Annotated in this window: 5 protein-coding genes; 3 read left to right on the top strand and 2 right to left on the bottom strand. The window is 42.2% G+C overall.

The window, feature by feature from the left end; all coding sequences use genetic code 11:
* Together VNZ46_RS16165 and VNZ46_RS16160 are read left to right on the top strand one after the other, a co-directional pair.
* The coding region (locus VNZ46_RS16165) for a peptidoglycan DD-metalloendopeptidase family protein (protein ID WP_325561098.1) at positions 1–398 on the top strand (398 nt) is incomplete at its 5' end.
* A 63-nt stretch (positions 399–461) separates the two neighbouring features.
* On the top strand, positions 462–1,106 hold the full coding sequence (locus tag VNZ46_RS16160; RefSeq protein ID WP_325561097.1) for a TonB family protein: 645 nt from the start codon (positions 462–464) through the stop codon (positions 1,104–1,106).
* Positions 1,107–1,116: 10 nt separating this feature from the next.
* Here the strand turns inward: VNZ46_RS16160 and VNZ46_RS16155 are convergent, their stop codons facing one another.
* Positions 1,117–1,977 (bottom strand): diacylglycerol/lipid kinase family protein, encoded by an 861-nt coding sequence (locus VNZ46_RS16155; RefSeq protein WP_325561096.1) that lies wholly within the window; start codon positions 1,975–1,977, stop codon positions 1,117–1,119.
* A 63-nt stretch (positions 1,978–2,040) separates the two neighbouring features.
* Between VNZ46_RS16155 and VNZ46_RS16150 the strand changes: the two genes are divergently transcribed.
* On the top strand, positions 2,041–3,048 hold the full coding sequence (locus VNZ46_RS16150; protein WP_325561095.1) for an App1 family protein: 1,008 nt from the start codon (positions 2,041–2,043) through the stop codon (positions 3,046–3,048).
* Here VNZ46_RS16150 and VNZ46_RS16145 read toward each other — a convergent pair.
* Positions 3,013–3,300 (bottom strand): DUF1501 domain-containing protein (locus tag VNZ46_RS16145; protein ID WP_325561094.1); only part of this gene is annotated, 288 nt, incomplete at its 5' end. The genes VNZ46_RS16150 and VNZ46_RS16145 overlap by 36 nt on opposite strands.

Below are 3,300 nucleotides of genomic sequence, written 5' to 3'. Positions count from 1 at the left end.
GGGGCCCTGCCGGAACACTTGTATATAATTTTCATGAAGCCGTAGTACATAGTTTTAAGTTTAATGACCACTTTGGTGATTACGGTGCAACGATCATTTTAAAATATGATTTTGAAGGGCTGGAGGTTTATGGGCTTTATGGTCATTTGAGTCTTGCATCTTTAAAGGGATTGTGTGAGGGGCAGGTTGTCGCTGCGGGAGCAGCTTTTGCATCTTTTGGTATTCCGAAAGAGAATGGTTACTGGCCGCCACATCTGCATTTTCAGTTGATGTTTAGCATGCGTGGCCTTAAGGGTGATTATCCTGGGGTCTGCAAATTTTCGGAACGAGCGGTTTATCTGGCCAACAGTCCGGATCCCAACCTGATTCTGAGGCATAGTCTGTGTCATTCAGTTTAAGGTAAACTTTCCGGTTTAAATTCTTCTGTTGGTTTAATTTATGTAAATTAGGGTATGACAAAGATGTTCATTTCTTTTTTTCTGCTGATGGGTTTTTCCTGTGCCGCGCAACAGCCTGAGTTTAAAGGTGGGCTGGAAACTTTTGTGCGTGCAAATACCGTTTATCCTCCGTATTCACAGGCCAATTGTATCGAGGGGCGGGTAACGGTCAATTTTAAACTGGACCAGCAGGGTCGGGTATTTAATTCTTTTGTGAAATCAGGTATAGGTACGGATCTGGACGATGAAGCTCTTCGGCTGATCAGGATGAGTAGTGGAAAGTGGAAGGTGCCTGAGGGTTATGATACGACCTATGTATTGGTTGTGCCTGTTAATTTTAAACTGGATGGCTATGACTGCGGCAATAAAAGTAAAGCAGAGATCCAGCAAGCCATTAATGCTTATAAATCAAGTGATGCATTGGCTAATGCCGTGTTGAATTTTTATATCAATAAGGAGAAAGGCATTTATAATGCGGCTGATGAACCTAAAATTCTTGCTCTGAGAAAAGAATTGGGTTATGATAAGGCCTATATGGAGCAGAGGATTAAAGATGGCATGGCCAAACTTAAACAGAAAGATAAGGAAGGCGCTTGTGAGGATTTCCTTTTTGTAAAGCACATGGGCTTTGATCTTGCAGACGAGCAATTGCAAAAGTATTGCAGGTAGGCAATTGAAATTATATGATAATCTGGATGGCTGCGGGTAGCAATTCAGCATGAATCTGTTTTACCTTTCCCATATATTCTCCATCTACCTGAAAATGTACGAGGTGCTTGGTTTGGATATTGATTTTTTTGGTGTGAAAGGTCTCGATCTTTTCCGGATTGAAAGGAAGGGAGGTGAATCTGATTTTCAGGATTTCGGCGATGGAGTATTGCTTTATGAGGATGACTTCGAAAAGGTCATCATCTAGTTTTCCTTCTGGATTGATTTTTACCCCTGTGCCATACATAGTTGCATTGGCAATAACCACCATGGCTGCCTCAGATTGGATGTCCTGGTTACCCATTCTCAACTCCACGTTCATTTTATGATGTCTCCATAATGCATGCCACGAAGCTTTTGCATAACCCCACATGCCTCTTTGAGGAAGGTCATCGAATTTTTTAATAATATAGGCATTAAAACCAATATCGGATAAATGGATGCAGAGTTCTCCATTAATTTTGACGACATGGATGCTTTTGGGAGTACCCTGGATACAGAGATCGAGGGCCAGGTTGATGTCGGTGGGAATACCCAGTTCCCGGGCCATACCATTGGCGGATCCTGCAGGAAGGATACCTATAGGTGTGCCGGAATTCAGCAGGCATTCTGCTACTAGTTTCAGCGTGCCGTCCCCACCTGCCGCAATTACGCGGGTTGGAGCTGTTTTTTTTATCGTCTGTTTAATTTGCCCCGAATCACAATCCTTTGGGAGTTCGAAAATTTCTATGTCGTGATCTTTATCAGCAAAGAAATTCTTGATCACTGCATGAAGATCCAGATTGTGACTTCCGGACCCGGGATTGACAATAAAAAGTAATTTATGTTTCAAGGCTGTTTTGTTTAATTTGTTGCTTAGAACAAACAACGGCGGCGCCACTCTGTTTGATTTATAATGAAGAATTCTGTTAGCGTAAAAATTTATCATGGTTATGGCCATACTCATAACTTGGTGGTGTATGGCCATGTGTTTAAGTACAGGGCAAGTACAAAGCAGGTGTTCAGTAATAACTTACTGGTTAATATCCTTCATCTGCTGAGGCTTTTTGTGCTAAAACCCTTTCCGTTTACCAAAGTTAGGCTTCATTTTAATGGAGATGTGATAGATCAGACAACGGAATACGATGGTTTTTTTAAATTTGAATGGAGTGCCACCACAAATATTTCTGCTGGCTGGCATCAGGTGAAAGTGGAGGCTTTGGGAAAGGACGGGGCGGTTATCGCAGATAGCTGGGGAAAGATCTATGTGCCGCACATTACCCAATATGCTTTTGTCTCGGATATTGATGATACCATTATGGTTTCTCATTCGGCTACAATAGGCCGAAGGTTAAGAGAGCTTCTGATCAAGAACCCGCATACAAGAAAGACTTTTAAAGATGCCAGACTACATTATGAGCTGTTGGCTTTTTCGCATACAAGTCCGGATCAACCCAATCCTTTTTTCTATGTGTCTAGTAGTGAATGGAATCTTTATGATTACCTGGTGGAGACCTTTCGTTTTAATCAATTGCCTGAAGGTGCTTTTTTGCTGAACCAGATTAAACGCTGGCGCAGCCTGATCCGGACCGGAAAGACGGGACATGAAGGGAAATTGCTTAGGGTGATGAGAATTCTGGATGCTTTCCCTAATCAGAAGTTTGTTTTTTTTGGTGATAACTCACAACAAGATCCTGAAATTTATACCAGCATTGCTGCACGTTATCCTGATCATATTGAGGCCATTTATATTCGGAACGTGCGTCCGGAAAATTTCAGTTCCGCAAGGAGCAGGCTGGAGCAGGCCGAACTTCAGGGGATTAAAACTTGCCTGTTCAATAACAGCAGCGAAGCAATTTTGCATTCCAGGAAATGCGGTTTGATCAGTTTAAATGAAGTCGAGGGTATTAAACCGCTGATTTAAGATTTGTGCATTATTTACATCGAGCCATTTGTCAAGAATAGTCCCATAAACCTGCCTGAAATCTACCTGGTATTTTAAATCACCGGCCTCCAGATCTTGTAAATTAGGCGCGGCATTATAGATACCTTGTTTTTTTAGCTTTCCGCCAAAGAGGAACATGTTGTTTGCTGTGCCATGATCGGTTCCGTTACTGGCATTTTGCTCTACTCTTCTGCCAAATTCTGAAAAGGTCAGAACCAGGGTGTCATCTAA

The sequence above is a fragment of the Pedobacter sp. genome (assembly GCF_035566355.1).
Classification (GTDB): Bacteria; Bacteroidota; Bacteroidia; order Sphingobacteriales; family Sphingobacteriaceae; genus Pedobacter.
Note: the sequence above shows the minus strand (reverse complement) of the source record. Positions and strands in the feature narration are given on the sequence as shown.

Coding starts and splice junctions, on each gene's coding strand:
- VNZ46_RS16160 (WP_325561097.1), top strand. CDS start 462: ATGTTCATTTCTTTTTTTCTGCTGATGGGTTTTTCCTGTGCCGCGCAA.
- VNZ46_RS16150 (WP_325561095.1), top strand. CDS start 2,041: ATGAAGAATTCTGTTAGCGTAAAAATTTATCATGGTTATGGCCATACT.